Source organism: Sulfurimonas sp. NW15, assembly GCF_051132285.1.
GTDB classification, from domain to species: Bacteria; Campylobacterota; Campylobacteria; order Campylobacterales; family Sulfurimonadaceae; genus Sulfurimonas; species Sulfurimonas hydrogeniphila.
Genome location: NZ_CP093237.1, coordinates 137,382 through 154,725, shown reverse-complemented (window position 1 = coordinate 154,725; position 17,344 = coordinate 137,382). Strand labels below are relative to the sequence as shown.

Sequence of the window (17,344 nt, the reverse complement as noted above, 5' to 3'; positions counted from 1 at the left end):
ACCATTAATTTTGGTATATTTTATGCTTGCAATACATATGAAAGGATATTTATGCAAAATATAGAAGAGCAGGCTATTAAAAATTATCAAAAAAATATTGAGTTTTTTAAAGAATATAATGAAAAAGTTTCTAATAAAATTCTAGCTTTAGAAAGTTTGCTCAATAACGGAAAACTCTCTGCCAAATATGATCTTGTATATGAAAATGGCTATTTTGATGTTGTAGAACTTTCAAGCGGTGCAAAACTATACAATACGAATTCTCAGGACTTCTCACAAAAAATTGTAGACAATATCAACTTAAAAAAGAATGACCAAAGCTTTAGAAGTTTACGAAAAATAAACTTTGAAAAAGCTTCTTTTGAGACAATAAAAAATGCAAATGCCTATACGAACTTTGCAACTACAGCAGAAATATATGAACTTTATCATAAAAATATTAACGACTCCAGTCATATGAAAGAACTTGACAAGTTTATATTTTTAGGAGTGGGTCTTGGGTTACATATTCCAAAAGCTATCAAAAAATATGATTTTCAAGTAGTGCTTATAGTAGAAGACAATCTGGAACTTTTTCGCCTTTCTCTTTTTACAATTGATTATAAACAGGCACTTATGGATACAACAAGTTTTTTTTCAATTGCTGATAATGCAGGTAGCTTTAGAGAATGTTTTAACGGTTTTTATACCAATGCTTTTTTCAAAAACCAATTCATAAAGTTTCATCTTTTTTCCTCTGCATATGAAGCAAAAATTCGAGAGATTCAAGCTATTCTTATCTCCCGACCAGAAGCAACTTATTCTCATAATCGTCTTTTAGAAAAAAACAGAAAAGTTTTGGACAGAATCAATGCAGAATATAAATTTCTTGATTTGCGTAAAAGAGAAAGTGATACAATATTTCAAGAAAAGGCATGGCTTGTTTTAGGAGCAGGACCCTCTCTTTATAAAAATGCACAATGGGTAAAAGACAATCAAGACAGATTTATAATTGTCGCTGCTTTTACAGCACTCAATACACTTAAACGTGTCGGTGTCACTCCAGATATTGCTGTTCAAATTGATGAAAATGTATATACAACACATGAAATGCTTAAAAATTTGGGCGATTTAAGCTTTTTGGATGATACACTCCTCTTTTTTAGCGCTTCTGTTTCTGGTGAGCTGTTTGAGCACTTCAAAAAAGAAAACATTTATCTGCATGAGGATAGAACAAAATACAAACTCTCCCGTAGCACCTTAACAGTTTCTAGCGTGGGAGACTCCATCCATGCATTTGCACTTATCTTTAATGCACCGGAAATTTATCTTTTAGGGATAGACTTGGCACTTAGTGATGATGGGTTATCCCATACGCCTGATCATTTTAAGGCGCGCTCCATCGAAAATAAGAAAATACAAACAAAAGAAAATCAAGATTTTCACCTTGGCGATGCTGTCCTGCAAATAACAGGCAACTTCAAAGAAAAGGTTAATTCTACTCCTTTGTTTATGCTTTCCATCCCTGTTATTAACTACTTTACACGAAAGTACAAAACACCCATCCAAAATATCTACAATCTTTCAGATGGATGTAAACTTGATCAGACAATCCCAACCCCTCTTAAAGATGTAACGTTACCACAAAAACAAAACAAAATACTTTTGAGAAAAGAAATGAAAAAATATTTTGACACTTTATCTACAACAGAACTTGATCAAAATGAAATAGATGGTATTTACTGTCGTATTGGACAGATTAAAGATTACTTGGCCCTTCTTGAAACATTTAAAAATGCTCCGCACAGTGACAGCTTAATGTTTAAACTTAATCTTATAGAAATGGTAAGCGCAATGTGTAATCACGAGTGCATCTTTGAACTCAGAGATTTAATGACCATATATTATATGAATACTACACCCTATGCAGATGATTTTTTTAATACAAAAGAGTTAAAAAACCCAAAAAAATTCACAAAAAAATTTCATGCTATTTTTGTAAAAAATGTTAAAAAGATTATAGAGACCTATGAAAAAGATCTACATGTACTCAAAGTGCTGGAAAAAGAAAATTCCCAAGCATAAAGCTTGAGAATTTATAAAAACTACTGAAGTAGTCTTAAAACATTTTGTTGAACGGCATTTGCCTGACTCATAGCATATGAACCTGACTGTGCAAGAATATTCAATTTAGAGAAGTTTGCACTTTCCGCAGCAAAGTCGACATCTCGAATTTGAGATTCTGCAGCTGTGACATTCACCTGTGTAATCGATATATTTCTCACTGTAGATTCAAGCTGATTTTGAACCGAACCAATATCTGAACGTGTTGCATCTATATCTTTTAGTGCATACGAAGCAATAGTAATTGCTTTTTGTGCATCTCTACGAGTAGTTACATCAACTGTTGACAAGTTGTTATTTAAACCGGCAGCAGTATTTGCAATAATTGCAGTTGATTTTCCATCTGTAACACCATCACCAAGTGTCATACCAGCTAAATCACCAGCAGAATCTATACGGATTCCATACTCCGGATTATTTACAGTCGAGCCTGTTGCTTCAATGATTGAAGCTCTTACATCCGCACCTGCAACCTGTGCCTGTTGATTAAACTTGTCAACAACAGCCTGCGCTATCTCATATCCGGAAAGATCAGCACCAGAAGCAAAAGAGATAGTAGATGTAGATACTGTAGCAGTCGTCCCATCAGCATTTACAACTGTAACAGAAAGTGAAGCTGATCCACCAGCACTGTTTGCAGCACCACTAAGTCTTGAAAAACCAACACTTGTTTCAGCTAAAGAAAACTCAGCTACTTGTGAGGTTTGTGTATCACTAATGGAAAGTTTTACAGTCTCTCCGGAATATGCACCAATTTGGAATGATTTATTTTGGTATGCACCGTTTAAAAGTGTCTGACCATTAAATGAAGTCGTTGAAGCAATGTTCTGTGCCTCTTCAAGAAGTCTGTCAATATCCGCCTGAATTTTTTTACGAGAATCTAATGTTTGCCCGTCAGACGCTGCTTGAATTGCTTTCGTTCTGACAGTATCAATAATTTTAGTATACTCATCCAAAGCACCGTCAGCAGTCTGTGCAACACCAATCCCGTCATTTGCATTGTTGATAGCCTGACCGAGACCCTGTGCCTGTTGACGCAGTGAGTTGGCGATTGCCATACCAGAAGCATCATCTGCCGCTTTGTTAATACGCAGACCTGAAGATAAAGCATTTAAACTTTTGTCTAAACCCAAGTTTGTCTGTGTTGCATTACGCAATGCATTCATTGCCGCAACGTTTGTGTTAATTCTAAAACCCATAATAAATCCTTTTCTATGGAAGAGCTTTCGCTCTTTGTATTTTTTGTTCTCTAAAAGGCATCCTTGCCTTGAGACTGTAACAATATCGTCAGTCAAAAAAATAACTTTAATTTTTTTTGCAAATTTTATAAATTTAAAAATATTTCCTTATTTTATTCTTTTTCGCTACACTTCCAAAACCAAAAACCAAATCACTATACTATATATAGGAAAACTATTTGAACTTAATAATCGTCGAATCACCCGCAAAAGCCCGTACTATCAAGAACTTTTTAGGCAAAAACTATGATGTCATTGCCTCAAAAGGACACATCCGGGATTTGCCAAAATCCCGTTTTGGAATTACAATTGATGAAGAAACTCATGAAATCATTCCCAAATACTCTGTCGCCAAAGAAAATGCGCCAACTGTCAAAGAGATAAAAGAAAAAGCCAAAAAAGCCGACACAATTTACATCGCGACCGATGAGGACCGCGAGGGAGAAGCAATTGGGTGGCATATTGCCCATGCTATCAAAAAAGACCCCGAAACACTCCCGCGTATTGTCTTTCATGAGATTACAAAAACAGCCATCAAGCATGCACTTGAGAATGCAAGAAAAATAGACATGGACATGGTAAATGCCCAACAGGCCCGTCGTCTGCTTGACCGTATTGTAGGCTACAAGCTCTCGCCTCTGCTTGCTTCTAAAATTCAAAAAGGCTTAAGTGGCGGGCGTGTGCAAAGCTCGACACTCAAGCTTGTCGTAGATCGTGAACGCGAAATCAAAGCCTTTGTTCCTCAGGAATACTGGACCATTGACACTCTTTTCAAGCCAAATATCGAAGCCAATCTTATCAAACACAAAGAGCAAAAAATCTCCAAACTCTCCATAGAGAACAAAGAACAGGCAGAGGCAATTGCCCAAAGTGTCAAAAATGATGACTTCAAAATTGCAAAAATTGAGACAAAACAGCGAAAAAGTGCCACACCGCCGCCATTTATGACCTCAACCCTGCAACAGGCTGCTTCAAGCAAACTCGGATTTACCCCGAAAAAAACCATGATGGTCGCCCAGACTCTGTATGAAGGTGTCAAAACTCCAGACGGTACTTCAGGGGTCATTACCTATATGAGAACCGATTCACTCAACCTCGCACAAGAAGCCGTGGGTGCAGTTCGAGGCATCATTGAGAGCCGTTACGGCAAGAAATACCTGCCGAAAGAACCAAAGGTTTATACGAAAAAATCAAAAGGCGCACAGGAGGCACACGAGGCCATCCGCCCGACTATGCTGCAGTTTACACCCGAAGTGGCACAAAAATTTTTAAAAGCTGATGAAATCAAACTCTACCGCCTCATATATGAGCGTTTTATGGCATGTCAAATGGAAGATGCGCTCTTTGAGCAGCAAAGCATTATCTTTAGAGGCAATGAAAATGAATTCCGTGCAAGCGGACGAAAACTCATTTTTGACGGTTTTTATGCGGTCACGGGAGCAGAAGACAAAGACAAACTTTTACCTACTTTAAAAGAGGGTGACAAAGCTGAAATTCAGAGTGTAAAACCCGAACAGCATTTCACAGAACCGCCATCGCGTTACTCTGAAGCAAGTCTGATTAAAAAACTCGAATCAGAAGGCGTCGGGCGTCCATCGACCTATGCCCCGACAATTGCGACACTCTCCAACCGTACCTATGTGACCATAGAAAAAAAGCAGATTATCCCGACAGAAATCGCTTTTACCGTGACAGAGATTCTGGAGAAAAACTTTCCAAATATCGTTGATATTAACTTTACGGCTGAAATGGAAGAAGAACTCGATGAAATCGCCGAAGGCAAAGTGGACTGGCAGAAACTGCTCCTTGAGTTTTATGAAAAATTCATGAAGCAGATAGAAGCAGGAAAAGAAAACATTGTCTCGCTCAAACTTGCCAAACCGCTTGGGCGCACCTGCCCTAAATGCGGCGAACATGAACTGCTTCTGAGAAGCGGACGTTTTGGAAACTTCATCGCATGCTCCGGTTTTCCAAAATGCAAATATACAGAGCAGTGTGACGAAGAGGGCAATCCTGTTGAGAAAAAAGAGACAACTGCCGATGAAAAGTGTGACAAATGCGGTGCGGATATGATAGAAAAGAATGGCCGCAACGGAAAATTTCTTGCATGTTCAAACTACCCTGAATGCAAAAATACAAAAAGTATTAATGTCGAAGAGAAAGTGAGTGAGACTCCTTGTCCTGACTGCGGCGGAAAAATCAGCCTGAAAAACTCTCGCAGAGGCCCTTTTTGGGGCTGTGAAAACTATCCTGACTGCAAATTTATCTCAAAGTTTGAGCCGACAACCATTAAATGTAAAGAAAAAGGATGCACAGGTGTACTTGCGCCTCGTACCTACAGAAATAAAGAGGTGTACGAATGTGTGAAGTGTAAAGCGCGTACACCAAGAGAAGAGATAGACAAGGCTTAAAATCCCTACTCAGTCGGCACTACAGAAAAAAATTTAGTTTTTTTCACAAGTCATGCTTTAGCATAGAAAGTACCGATTCCGCAATACCCTCGGAACCCGTACTTTAGTGCGGGCGAAAGTGGCAGAGAAGTTACAGAAGCAGAGGATAAAAAATTGAAAATAGGCATACTCTCCGATACACATAAAAAAGTCAAAAAGGCAAAAGCCGCCCTTGATTTTTTGGTGCAAAACGGAGCCGAGTTTATTATACATGCCGGAGATATTGTCGAAAAAGAGGTACTGGACCTGCTTGAAGCATGCGGGAAAAAATATATAGCCGTTTACGGAAACAATGATGCCCATTTAGTACAATATCATAACAGGTACCACCTGGTTCAGGAACCCTACTATTTTAAACTGGCAAATACAAAATTCAAGTTGATGCACCTGCCTTTTTATATGAGCAGAGATGCCGAGGTTGTCATCTTTGGACATACACATCAGTTTGAAGTAGAGTTTGCAGGGGGTACACTCTTTTTAAACCCCGGTGAAGTGTGCGCACGAAACAAACCGCTTTCTGAGTGTGCCATGCTTGAAGTTTTAGAAAAAAAATTTATAGTAAAATACTATACAAAAAAGAAAGAGCAGGAGCAGTATATGCTCACAAAAACTTTTTCTTATGAAAGGCAAAAAAGTGAGTGAAAAAATATTTTTATGTTCCATTTGTAATATCAACAGCGGTACATGTAAAGAAGACTGTAAGTTTTGTTCGCAAAGTGTGCGCTACAAAGCAGATATAGAACGTTACAAACAAAAGCCTGTGGATGCCATCTGTCAAGAAGCCATTACGGCAAGAGACAACGGAGCCCTTGGATTTTGTCTTGTCACTGCAGATAAAGGTTTAACTGACAAAACACTCAAATTTGTTTGTGATGTTGCCAAAGAGGTACAAAAAGTCGCCCCTGAATTACGTCTCATCGCCTGTAACGGCACAGCAAGTGTTGAGCAGCTCCTCACACTCAAAGAGGCAGGTATCAAAGCCTATAATCACAACCTTGAGACAAGTGAAGCCTTTTATCCGCAAATTTGTACAACCCATCCCTGGAGTGAACGATATGAAACCTGCCAAAATGTCAATAAAGCCGGCTTGGTACTCATAAGCGGTGGAATTTTCGGGCTAGGTGAATCACAAGAAGACAGAATTTCTATGCTCGAATCTCTCAAATCACTCAACCCTGCTTCGGTTCCTGTTAACTTTTATCATCACAACCCTGCACTTGAACTTGAACCAAATCCTTTAACAGTGGATGAAGCCCTCGCACTCATCAGGTTGACACGCGAAACACTTTGTGATGCCGAGAGGATTATGGTTGCCGGCGGTCGCGAACTTATGTTTAAAGAACGTCAGGCAGAAATTTTTCAAAACGGAGCAAATTCCATCGTGATAGGAAACTACCTCACCACAAAAGGACGTGTTATGAGTCAGGATCTGGCAATGTTGCAGTCTCTTGGTCTTGATATTGCAAAAAGTGTGCAATAAAAGCCCTGCACACGGGTTATAACCCGAATTGTTAAAAAAAAAGGAGAAAAGTATGACTGATAATATTATACTGATTGTTACCATATCACTTATCATCATTTTTTCTCCGTTTTTTGCCAAAATTTTACGGCTTCCTACAACACCCATTGAAATTATTTTAGGTTCTCTTTTAGGATATGTAGGCTTCTTGCATGATGAACATCTTTTTGACTTAGTCGCTGAATTCGGGTTTTTATATCTGATGTTTATTGCAGGAACAGAGATCAATTTAAAAAATGTACTCAAAACACCTGTCTCTGTTATGAAAAAGGTTGTTGTCTATCTTGCAGTACTTTATGGATTCTCCATCGCCTTTTCCGTACAGTTTGATTTGGGAAAAATCTTTATCGTTTTGTTACCTCTCATATCTGTAGGACTTGTCGCCACACTGGCCAAAGAGTATGGAAAAACACCCTGGATTGCTCTTTCCATGACAGTCGGGGGCATAGGTGAAGTTGCAAGTATTGTGATACTTACTATAAGCTCTGCAGCACTGAAGTCTGGTTTTGGATTAGGACTTTTTCAAACAATCATGGCCCTTTTGGCATTTTTGCTTTTTATGTTTCTTCTTTTTCGCTCTATGCAGCTTCTGTTTTGGTGGTTTCCCAAAGTCGCTATTGCCCTTATGCCTCACAATGACAACAAAGAACAGGACATCCGTCTCTCTATGGGAATATTTTTTCTGCTTATAGGGGCTATGCTCTTTTTGCATCTTGAACTTGCTTTTGGGGCTTTTTTAGCCGGTATCTTCATTCCGACTTTCTTTGAGCACAAACATGAATTGCCTGAGAAGCTTGCTTCTTTCGGATTTGGATTTTTAATCCCTATATTTTTCATTCATATCGGGAGCTCTTTTGACCTCAACGCCCTCTGGATCAACGGACTCATACGGGAGGCTGTCATCATCACAGTGGTAATGATTCTTATGCGGCTTATTGCCTCTTTGGTGTTTATAAAAGAGCTCGGACTAATTGACACGGTTCTTTTTGGACTTTCCCACTCTATGCCTTTGACCCTGCTTATTGCGATGGCCACTCTGGCATATACCGCCAACTCTATTGATCAGTTGCACTATTATGCTTTTATTTTGGCCGCACTGTTTCAGGTTATCAGTGTCATGATTATTATCAAACTCATACATATTTATAAAATGCGAAAAGCAAAAGACTAAATTTCACTTTTTCCTTTAATATATCTGGCAATATCATAGCCGTGATTGAGTCCAAGCGCAATGCTTCCGCCGCTCTCCTGAGTAATATCTCCGGCAACAAAAAGTCCTTTGATGTTTGTCTCATAATGTTCATCATGTACAGGTTTGCCGTCTTTTTCTTCTATGCCCGAACTTGCCAAAAATGTACTTGGTGTCGTTCCGCCTATGGCATAGATAACTCTGTCAAATGTTTCAGGTTCTCTTTCGCTGAAAAGCACTTTGACTCTGCCCTTGTCATCTTCGAGACCGTTGATATTTATACCTAAAATCGGTCGGACATCTCCCTGTGCAATCGCATCGGCAATATTTCTTTGATTCGTAGGATTTGCCCGGCGGAAACTCTCCCGTCTGTAACAAATGGACACATCATTATGCTCACTTAAATCAACTGCATACTCTACAGCACTGTCACCGCCTCCGACAACAAGAATCTTTTCTCCCTGTGAGCATTCATCTGTTGTATAGTTAATTTTCTTTCGTATAGTTGGGGGGATTTTGTAGCTCGGTTTGTTTGGCTTCCCCATCCGTCCGATGGTCACAACTACATTTTTTGCCTTAATGCTCCTACCTGCCATGTGGACTTCAAAGTAGTCTTCTTTTTTTTCTATAGACTGCACTTCCACCTCTGTTTGCAGTTCTACGAGATGTTCTTTTAAAATTTCATCAAAAAAATCGAGTGTCGTCTCTTTGGTACCGTCTATAAAATGGATACGGCCGTTGAGTTCGACTTTTTGTCCTTTCCATTCCAAATCCACACGCTTGTTTTCTTTGTAATATTTACGAATAGTCGAGTTGTGATTTGTGTCTTTTTCAAGCAGCACAATATCACGGACACCCTGAAGGTAACTTTCAACAGCAGTGGCAATCCCCGCAGGTCCGGCACCGACTATAGCCAATTCATATATTTTTTCCATAAAAACCGCCTCTATGATAATCTAATCATAGTTTATCACATTTAGGCTAATTTATCAGGAAACTTTGTCATAAATTTTTGCAGTTTTGGCGCGATAACCACCTGGCAGTAGCCTTGCGAAGCATTTAAATTATAATAGTTCTGATGATACGGCTCTGCCGGATAAACCTCGGGCAAAGGGCTTACCTCAGTTACTATCTTATCGGAAAAGTCCTGCTGATGTTTTGCAATAGAATCTTCAATCACTTTTTTTTGTGCTTCATCCCCATAGTAAATAACAGAACGGTACTGTGTTCCTTTGTCTGCGCCCTGGGCATTGAGCGTAGTCGGATCATGAATTTCAAAAAATATATCCAAAATCTCACTCAGACTGATAACATCTGCGTCATAGGCAATATCAACAATTTCGGCATGTCCGGTTGCACCTGAACAGACGTTTTCATAACTCGGGTTGGCTCGGGCACCTCCGGCATAGCCGCTCACCGCCGAGAGTACCCCCTTGACATTTCTGTACACCGCTTCTATACACCAAAAACACCCGCCGCCTAGTACAATTCGCTCTTTTTTCATTTGTTTTCTCTCTTTTTTAACTCATTATAGAGTTTTTGCATAAAAGGCTTTTGAACATATCCACTTAAATTCTCAAGCTCAGTTTTTTTGCCGTTTTTAAAATCAAGAGCCATGGACGTAGAAGCATCATAAGGCACTTTTTTTGCCGTTTCCAAAGACTTTTGCACCTCATCGAAAATATCTATGCCCTGTGTCTCTTTTGCAAATTCGGCAATTTCTGTTAAAAGTCTTTCTGCCTCCTCATAATGTTCTTCGTAAATCGTGCCGATACCTGTATTGTAATATGAGGTCAATGTCGCAAAAGCGGCAATAAATATATATTTTCTATACAAGGCTTCTTTGATATTTTGCGGTGTTTTGTAACGCAGGCCGGCTTTTTGAAATATATCTGCCACAGTTTGGACAGCCGCCTCATCTTCTCCTCCAAAGAGTGCTGCAAAGACTTTTCCTTTTTTGCGAATCACACCCGGGGATTCAATATGCGAAAGGATGTAGATGCAGCCGTCAAGCACTCTGGCATCACAGCATGCACACAATACATCACCGTTATTGACCCCGTTTGAAAAAGAGAGCAGAATCGAGTCTGCGTTGATGTGATTTTGCATGCGTTTGCAAGAAGTTCCCAAATCATAACTTTTGACACAAAACATCACAACATCATATATGCCCTCCGCTTCATCCGGATGCTTTACATGTAAAGGAACACGCCACTCTATTTCATCTTCTGTAATCTTTATTCCCTCTTTCTGTATGGCTTTGAGATGTTCTCCCCGTGCAAAACCCGTCACATCCAAACCGCTTTTTGCAAAGGACGCCGCCAAATATCCGCCGACACCGCCTAAACCGACTATTGCAATTCTCATATATATTTCCTCTGTTTCAATTTTTAAGATACCCCGCCCGCACTGAAGTACGGGTTCCGAACAATACACCTTCCGCTTTTCCGGAATCGGTACTTCAGTGCCGACTGTTGCAACTTTCAAGCCATTCTCAGCCCGCACTGAAGTACGGGTTCCGAACAATACACCTTCCGCTTTCCAGGAATCGGTACTTCAGTGCCGACTGTTGCAACTTTCAAGCCACTCTCGCCCGCACTGAAGTACGGGTTCCGAACAACACATCTTCCGCTTTCCAGGAATCGGTACTTCAGTGCCGACTGTTGCAACTTTCAAGCCATTCTCAGCCCGCACTGAAGTACGGGTTCCGAACAACACATCTTCCGCTTTCCAGGAATCGGTACTTCAGTGCCGACTATTGCAACTTTCAAGCCACTCTCGCCCGCACTGAAGTACGGGTTCCAAACAATACACCTTCCGCTTTTCCGGAATCGGTACTTCAGTGCCGACTATTGCAACTTTCAACCCACTCTCGCCCGCACTGAAGTACGGGTTCCGAAATGCCGGCTTTTTTACATAACTATTATATAATAGCAAAAGTAAAAAAGGAGTCATATGCCGCGTATAGACAGTGAAAAATTTTACACAGCAGCACTTCAAAAGCACGGCATCTCCGCATGCGGTCTGCACTGGTCCTCTGATGCGCATCAAAGTATACGGTTTGACAAAATTTTAGAGATGCTCGGCGATGATCTTACACAGAGTACCATCGTCGATGCAGGCTGCGGTTTTGGAGATTTTTACAGATTTTTACAAAACAACGGTGTACATGTAAACAAATATATCGGCATAGATTCGCTCCAGGAGATGTGCGACATTGCCCGCGAAAAAACAGCGTGTGAAATCATCCGTGCCGATATAACAAAAGCCAGACTTCCTGTGGCAGACTATTACATCTGCAGCGGTGCACTCAATATACTCACACCTTTTGAAACACAGCTTTTTGTACGCAACTGCTTTGCCTCTTCAAAAAAAGGTTTTATTTTCAATGCCCTCTACGGCGACAAAGAGAGTGATGTTTATAATTATATAAATATAGACACCATCCATACCCTTGCAAAAAGCTTACATGTAAAGCATACCCGTTTGACAGAGGGCTACATAGAACATGACATTACCGTAGGATTTTTCAAATAATGTGTGCAGTTTTTGGCATAATCGGCGAATATAATGAGAATCAGGCAAAAAGCGCCTTGTCTCTTCTTGTGCATCGTGGACCTGATTACTGTGGTATTGTGCAAAAGAAAAATCTCTTTTTTGCCCATCAGCGCCTCAGCATTGTTGATGGCCATCACAGAAGCCATCAACCGCGCAGATACAACAATATTTTGCTCTCATTCAACGGAGAGATATATAACTTTAAAGAGTTAAAAAGAGAACTTGATTTTGACTTTCAGACACACAGCGACAGTGAAGTCATCATCGCCGCTTATCTGAAATGGGGCGTTGATTTTGTCCAGCATCTGCGCGGTATGTTTGCCATTGCTTTAATGGATGATGACACACTTTACCTTTTTCGTGACAGACTCGGAAAAAAACCGCTTTTTTATATGCAAGGGGAAAGTTTTGTTTTTGCCTCGGAAATCAAAGCGCTCAAGCCTTTTTTGTCTACATGTAAACTCAACAATGATGCTCTGCTCTCTTATCTCTCTTTTTTGGCGCCGACTCCGCCGCATACTTTTTACGAGGGTATTCAAAAACTTTCTGCAGGCGAGTACCTTACATGTAAAGAGGGTCGTGTTACATGTAAACGCTACTTTGACCTGCTTGATGTCACTCCAAACATTATAACAAACAAACACGAAGCTTTGCGTGTGTTAGGAGAAGAGTTAGAATATTCCATTCATCTGCGCTTAGACTGTGATGTTCCTATGGCATCACTGCTTTCTGGTGGTATAGACTCTGCAACACTCAACTATTTTGCCAAACAAAACAACACACATTTGCAAACATATACACTCGGTTATAAAGAATTTGCAAAATATGATGAGAGAAAAAATGCCAAAGCAAGTGCTGAGTTTTTAGGTTTGGACAACATCCAGGTGGAAATAGATGAAGATGATTTTATCCGTGCAAGCGACAAAGTGTTAGATACACTTGACGAACCGCTTAATGATCCTGCTGCCGTGCCTTTGTATCTGTTGTTTGAGCGTATTCAAAAAGACGGATACAAAGTTGTACTCAGCGGAGAGGGTGCGGATGAGCTTTTTTTAGGCTACCGACAGTATTTTGAGTATCTAGACATTGAAAATGCCGCAGGTTTGGCACACAAAAACTGGCTCAAAAAATATTTCCGTGCCAATTTTTCAATGAACAGAGAGTGGGAGTGGTACAAGCGGATTTTTGACGACTCGCTTCTTTTTCGTACAAGCGGTGAAAAATTTACGGACCTGCAAAAAAACCAGCTTCTCAGGCGCAATGTCAAAGATAACGAAAGCCTCAAATACCTGCAAAGTTACAGAGAACGCTTTGAAGCCTCTGCCCACAGTGATGAAAGTATTTGGTACAGCTATATTGACCTCAATATTTTTCAGGCGGAGCATTTTTTAACCAAACTTGACCGTGTTTCCATGGCACACTCCATAGAATCCCGTACCCCGTTTTTGGACCATAAACTGGCATCTTTAATTTTTGGCATAGATCCAAAGCTGCGTTATGAAGACGGCATCACAAAATCACTCTTAAAGCAAATCATGACAGACAAACTTCCTGATAAGATACTCACACGGAAGAAAAAAGGCTTTTCCAATCCTTATATGGAGTATCTCATCAGTTCCAAAAAAATTGATCTCATTCAAGAGGTCAATGTGCAAACAGGGATGTTTCACAAAAAAAAGTTAGACGAATATATAAACACCGCATCAAGGGGGAGTTTTAAGCAGCATGTATGGGGACTTTATGTACTATCGTATTGGATAAAGAAAAATCTGCTTTAGTCCGGGCTGAGAATAGCAGGAAGAAGCAACAGTCGGCACTGAAGTACCGATTCCGGAAAAGCGGAAGATGTGTTGTTCGGAACCCGTACTTCAGTGCGGGCTGAAAGTGGCTGAAAGTACCGATTCCGAGAACTCAATAATATTTACAAAGAAACAGAGGAAATGCAGAATGATCAAAAAAATAAAAAAATATGCAACGACAAATACCCTTGTCATCTTCGGTATTGTTTTGGGTGTTTTGTTTGGCATTTTTTTTCCCGAACTCGCCCTCAAACAAAAGATGATAGGAACCGCCTTTGTCTATTTTTTGAAAATGCTTGTCGTGCCTCTTGTTTTTGCCAGTATATTTGTCGCTATTCTTGGGCTCGGTTCTATTGAACATTTAAAACGGATGGGCCTCAAAACCATAGGGCTGTATGTTTTGACAACCGCTCTTGCCGTTACTGCCGCCATTGCTGTCATGAATATTTTTCACATTGGCGAGCATGTCAGCAGCAGTGGTCTTGCCTATGAAAAAGCGGCAGCACTGGCTCCTTTTTCTTTTGAGAATATGATTTTAAGCTTCATTCCTACCAATATATTTCATGCTCTTTCTGAGGGCAAGATGATGCAGATTATTATATTTGCCATTCTTTTTGGTGTAGCATCTCTCTACCTTGTTCCAAAACAAAAAGAGGCGCTCAGCACCCTCTTTACAGCCATCAGTGAAGCTATGCTCAAAATGGCAGAGTGGGTGATACTCCTTACTCCCATCGGTGTTTTTTCGCTCATCTCCTATGTTATTGCCGAGCAGGGAATTGATGTTGTCTTTGGGCTTTACAAATATGTTTTAGTCGTTATCGGTGTCATCATTTTTCATGGACTTGTTACTTTACCTGCAGTCCTGCGTTTTTTTACAAAAGTAAATCCCTACAGCTATCTCTCAGATGTAAGAGAAGCCCCGATTATGGCATTTTCCACAGCATCTTCTGCGGCTACGCTTCCTGTGAGTATGCGTGTTACCGAAGAGATGGGCGGTATAGACAAAAAAACTGCCTCTTTTGTTCTGCCTTTGGGGGCTACCGTTTCCATGGACGGTACAGCGGCCTATTTGAGTGTAGCTGTTTTATACATTGCCAATTTGGCGGGAGTCGCTTTGAGTTTGGGAGATCAGATTCTTTTAGGGATTACCGTTGTCGCGCTCAGTGTCGGTGTTGCGGCCCTGCCGAGTGCCTCGCTTGTTATGATGGTGATTATACTCAACCAGCTTGGACTGCCTGTTGAATACATGGCTTTGATTGTAGCCGTGGACAGAATTCTTGATATGTGTCGTACCTCACTCAATGTCACCTCTGATTTGATTGTTACAAAAATAGTTGATGAATTTGAAAAACGACGATAGACGCTATGCGTATCTGCTCATTTTTTCCATGCTGCTCTGGGGCGGCGGATGGACAGCTTTAAAAATTCTCACCACAGCAATGCCGGTGGATGTCGTCATCTTTTGGCGGTTTTTTCTGATGAGCCTCGCATTTTTGCCCATTCTTTACTTTTTTAAAATTCCACTGACACTGACTCAGGGCTCATTCAAATATATCCTCGGCAGTTCTTTTTTAAATATAGCCTTTATGGTTTTTTCTTTTTTAGGCATAAAGTACGGTCTTGCGGGTGCGGGCAGTGTCATCATCACAACCTTCAGCCCTATTATGACCTTTTTGCTTGTTGCTGTGATTTTTAGGAGCAGACTCTCAACACGGCAGTATTTCGGGCTTTTGCTCGGGCTGGTCGGCGGCTATGTTTTACTCCAGCTTAACAATTTTTCTCTTTTTTTACACGGCTCAAATATCTACTTTTTACTCTGTGCCCTCATCTGGGCAGGAGTCACTCTGCTTTCGCAGCATTCGCAAAAACATATACATCCGGTCTATTACAGCTTTTTAATTTCTCTCATAGCTACTTTTTTCAGTTTTTTATATGCCTTCAATGCAGACCTTGGTGCTGTTTTTACCCAGGGAGTAAAATTTTGGACTGCCCTGATTTATCTTGCCGTTTTGGGACAGACTGTCGCAACAACCATATTTTTTATTGCCAGCGGGAAACTCGGCAGTCAAAGGACAAGCTCTTTTATGTTTTTAGTGCCTTTTTTTGCTCTTTTTTCTGCCTGGTTTATTTTGGACGAACCCTTACAGTTACATATAGTTATTGGTGGACTTATCAGTATGTTTGCGGTATACTTTATAAACAAAAAGTAAAACTGACGATAAAAATAGCCAGTTTAATCTAATTTTAACATCAAATCAGATAATATACCTTATAACTGTAACAAATAAAAGGGCCAAAAGATGAAAAAAGTACTTATATTGGGAGGCGGTTTTGCAGGTGTTGATGCTGCAATCCACTTAAGAAAACTGAATTATGATGTTACTTTAGTCAGTAACAGAGACTATTTTTACATATATCCTACTTCCATCTGGATACCGACACATGAAAGTGAATTCCAAAACGTCTGTGTTGATTTGCGAGAATTGCAAAATGCACACGGGTTTACCCTTGTTATTGACGACGTGACCGAAATATCAAAAAAAGAAAACAGTGTTACTTTGAAAAACTCAGGAACTCTTGATGATTATGACTATCTTGTCATTGCCATGGGTGCTGCAAAAATGAAAGCACCGGGCATAGAAAACACACTTTCTATCTGTGGCGCACCAGAACAGTCATTACAAATCAGAGATGCTCTAGACGTCCTTGTCAAAAAAGGAAGCGGCAAAATCTGTATGGGCTTTGGAGGCAATCCGAAAGACAGTTCGGCAGTGCGTGGCGGACCGGGATTTGAGCTCCTCTTTAATGTGCACAATATGCTCAAAGCAAAAGGCATCAGAGATAATTTTGAGCTGACTTTTTTCGCTCCGATGGCTGAACCCGGCAAACGGATGGGCCCCCAGGCTCTGAAAATGATGGATGTTATGTTTAAAAAGCTAGACATACAAAAACACTTTGGCAAAAAAATCAAACAGTTTGAAAAAGACGGTATTGTATTTGAAGATGACACAAAGCTCGCCTCCGATTTTACCATGTTCATTCCTGCCGGTGACGGGCATGAAGTCATAAAGAATTCGGACTTGCCGACAAATGAGGCCGGCTTTGTCAAAACAGATGACTTTTCCTGCGTCTTAAACGAGGATGGCTCTTTAAGTAATATTTATGCCATTGGGGATGTTGCAGCACTCGAAGGATACGACTGGCGGGCAAAACAGGGTCATATTGCCGAGGTAATGGCAAAAAATACAGCACACAATATCGATCAGCGTGACAACGGCGGCATTGATTTTAAAGGCTACCATGAGCATTTGAATATTTTATGCGTTATGGATACCGGAGACGGTGCAGCCTTTGTCTACAGAGACGAAAAGCGTGCATTTATGCTGCCAATGCCTGTCATTGGACACTGGCTGAAAAAAGCCTGGGGATTATACTGCCGCAATTCTAAACTCGGTAAAATTCCTAGAATTCCCGGGATGTAAAAGTAG

14 protein-coding genes are annotated in these 17,344 nt (G+C 40.4%); 10 read left to right on the top strand and 4 right to left on the bottom strand.

Annotated features, from left to right (window positions below):
- Window positions 1-51: 51 nt before the first annotated feature.
- On the top strand, window positions 52-2,064 hold the full coding sequence (locus MLC52_RS00720) for a 6-hydroxymethylpterin diphosphokinase MptE-like protein (protein ID WP_434580820.1): 2,013 nt from the start codon (window positions 52-54) through the stop codon (window positions 2,062-2,064).
- Window positions 2,065-2,084: 20 nt separating this feature from the next.
- Here MLC52_RS00720 and MLC52_RS00715 read toward each other — a convergent pair whose 3' ends face one another.
- Entirely contained in the window at window positions 2,085-3,302 is a 1,218-nt protein-coding gene (locus MLC52_RS00715; protein WP_434580818.1) for a flagellin, read from the bottom strand.
- Between the two features lie 218 nt (window positions 3,303-3,520).
- Here MLC52_RS00715 and topA point away from each other — a divergent pair, with 218 nt between their 5' ends.
- The 4 genes from topA to MLC52_RS00695 all read left to right on the top strand — a co-directional run bounded on the left by topA (window position 3,521) and on the right by MLC52_RS00695 (window position 8,481).
- Window positions 3,521-5,752: a type I DNA topoisomerase gene (topA, locus tag MLC52_RS00710; RefSeq protein WP_434580816.1), complete on the top strand. Its 2,232-nt coding sequence runs from the start codon at window positions 3,521-3,523 to the stop codon at window positions 5,750-5,752.
- A gap of 153 nt (window positions 5,753-5,905) precedes the next feature.
- A complete protein-coding gene (locus MLC52_RS00705) occupies window positions 5,906-6,433 on the top strand; it encodes a metallophosphoesterase family protein (protein ID WP_434580815.1) in 528 nt (175 codons plus the stop codon).
- Entirely contained in the window at window positions 6,426-7,271 is an 846-nt protein-coding gene (locus tag MLC52_RS00700; protein WP_151901334.1) for a biotin synthase, read from the top strand. The genes MLC52_RS00705 and MLC52_RS00700 overlap by 8 nt, the downstream gene beginning before the upstream one ends.
- A 52-nt stretch (window positions 7,272-7,323) precedes the next feature.
- The gene (locus MLC52_RS00695; RefSeq protein ID WP_434580813.1) at window positions 7,324-8,481 is read left to right on the top strand and encodes a cation:proton antiporter; all 1,158 of its coding nucleotides are present in this window, start codon (window positions 7,324-7,326) and stop codon (window positions 8,479-8,481) included.
- Here the strand turns inward: MLC52_RS00695 and MLC52_RS00690 are convergent.
- From MLC52_RS00690 to MLC52_RS00680, 3 genes are read right to left on the bottom strand one after another with little or no spacing between them, the layout of a single operon-like run.
- The gene (locus MLC52_RS00690; RefSeq protein WP_434580811.1) at window positions 8,478-9,434 is read right to left on the bottom strand and encodes an NAD(P)-binding domain-containing protein; all 957 of its coding nucleotides are present in this window, start codon (window positions 9,432-9,434) and stop codon (window positions 8,478-8,480) included. The genes MLC52_RS00695 and MLC52_RS00690 overlap by 4 nt on opposite strands.
- Window positions 9,435-9,475: 41 nt before the next feature.
- On the bottom strand, window positions 9,476-10,003 hold the full coding sequence (msrA, locus tag MLC52_RS00685) for a peptide-methionine (S)-S-oxide reductase MsrA (RefSeq protein ID WP_434580809.1): 528 nt from the start codon (window positions 10,001-10,003) through the stop codon (window positions 9,476-9,478).
- Window positions 10,000-10,866, bottom strand: a complete 867-nt coding sequence (locus tag MLC52_RS00680; protein WP_434580807.1) for a ketopantoate reductase family protein — start codon at window positions 10,864-10,866, stop codon at window positions 10,000-10,002. Before MLC52_RS00680 ends, msrA begins: the two co-directional genes overlap by 4 nt.
- Before the next feature lie 588 nt (window positions 10,867-11,454).
- Between MLC52_RS00680 and MLC52_RS00675 the strand changes: the two genes are divergently transcribed.
- The 5 genes from MLC52_RS00675 (at window position 11,455) to MLC52_RS00655 (ending at window position 17,338) form a co-directional block, all read left to right on the top strand.
- Window positions 11,455-12,036 carry a class I SAM-dependent methyltransferase gene (locus tag MLC52_RS00675; RefSeq protein ID WP_346389135.1) on the top strand — a complete coding sequence of 194 codons (582 nt, stop codon included), beginning with the start codon at window positions 11,455-11,457 and terminating at the stop codon, window positions 12,034-12,036.
- A complete protein-coding gene (gene asnB, locus MLC52_RS00670) occupies window positions 12,036-13,835 on the top strand; it encodes an asparagine synthase (glutamine-hydrolyzing) (RefSeq protein ID WP_434580805.1) in 1,800 nt (599 codons plus the stop codon). Before MLC52_RS00675 ends, asnB begins: the two co-directional genes overlap by 1 nt.
- 169 nt (window positions 13,836-14,004) lie before the next feature.
- Entirely contained in the window at window positions 14,005-15,216 is a 1,212-nt protein-coding gene (locus tag MLC52_RS00665; RefSeq protein WP_346389133.1) for a dicarboxylate/amino acid:cation symporter, read from the top strand.
- Window positions 15,194-16,066, top strand: coding sequence for a DMT family transporter (locus MLC52_RS00660; RefSeq protein ID WP_434580803.1), 873 nt, complete (start codon window positions 15,194-15,196; stop codon window positions 16,064-16,066). Before MLC52_RS00665 ends, MLC52_RS00660 begins: the two co-directional genes overlap by 23 nt.
- Before the next feature lie 90 nt (window positions 16,067-16,156).
- The gene (locus MLC52_RS00655) at window positions 16,157-17,338 is read left to right on the top strand and encodes an NAD(P)/FAD-dependent oxidoreductase (protein ID WP_434580802.1); all 1,182 of its coding nucleotides are present in this window, start codon (window positions 16,157-16,159) and stop codon (window positions 17,336-17,338) included.
- Window positions 17,339-17,344 lie beyond the last annotated feature (6 nt).